Annotated in this window: 1 protein-coding gene; it reads left to right on the top strand. The window is 68.0% G+C overall.

The window, feature by feature from the left end:
• Positions 1-460, top strand: a 460-nt coding sequence (gene folE / locus ATE59_RS17390) for a GTP cyclohydrolase I FolE (protein ID WP_058813498.1), incomplete at both ends; no start/stop codon positions are given.

Raw genomic sequence — 460 nt, 5'->3', positions numbered from 1 at the left:
GCGACGATCCGGCGCGCGAGGGACTGCTCGACACGCCCAAGCGGGTCGCGCGCGCGTGGAAGGAATATTGCAGCGGCTATGGCGAGGACCCGGCGGTCCATCTGTCGCGCACCTTCGAAGAGGTGGGCGGCTATGACGAGATCGTGCTGCTGCGCGACATCCCCTTTCAGTCGCACTGCGAGCATCATATGGCGCCGATCACCGGCAAGGCCTCGATCGCCTATCTGCCGCGCGAGCGCGTGGTCGGCATTTCGAAGCTGGCACGCGTGCTCAACGGCTATGCCCGCCGCCTGCAGGTGCAGGAGCGGCTGACCGCCGAGGTCGCCAAGTGCATCTGGGACAATCTGCACCCGCATGGCGTTGCGGTGGTGATCGACGCGCAGCACGGCTGCATGACCGGCCGCGGCGTGCGTACCCCCGGCGTCGGCATGGTCACCAGCCGCGTCCTCGGCTGCTTCCT

The organism is Sphingopyxis sp. A083 (genome assembly GCF_001468495.1).
Taxonomy (GTDB): Bacteria; Pseudomonadota; Alphaproteobacteria; order Sphingomonadales; family Sphingomonadaceae; genus Sphingopyxis; species Sphingopyxis terrae.
This window is presented reverse-complemented; position numbering and strand designations above follow the sequence as displayed.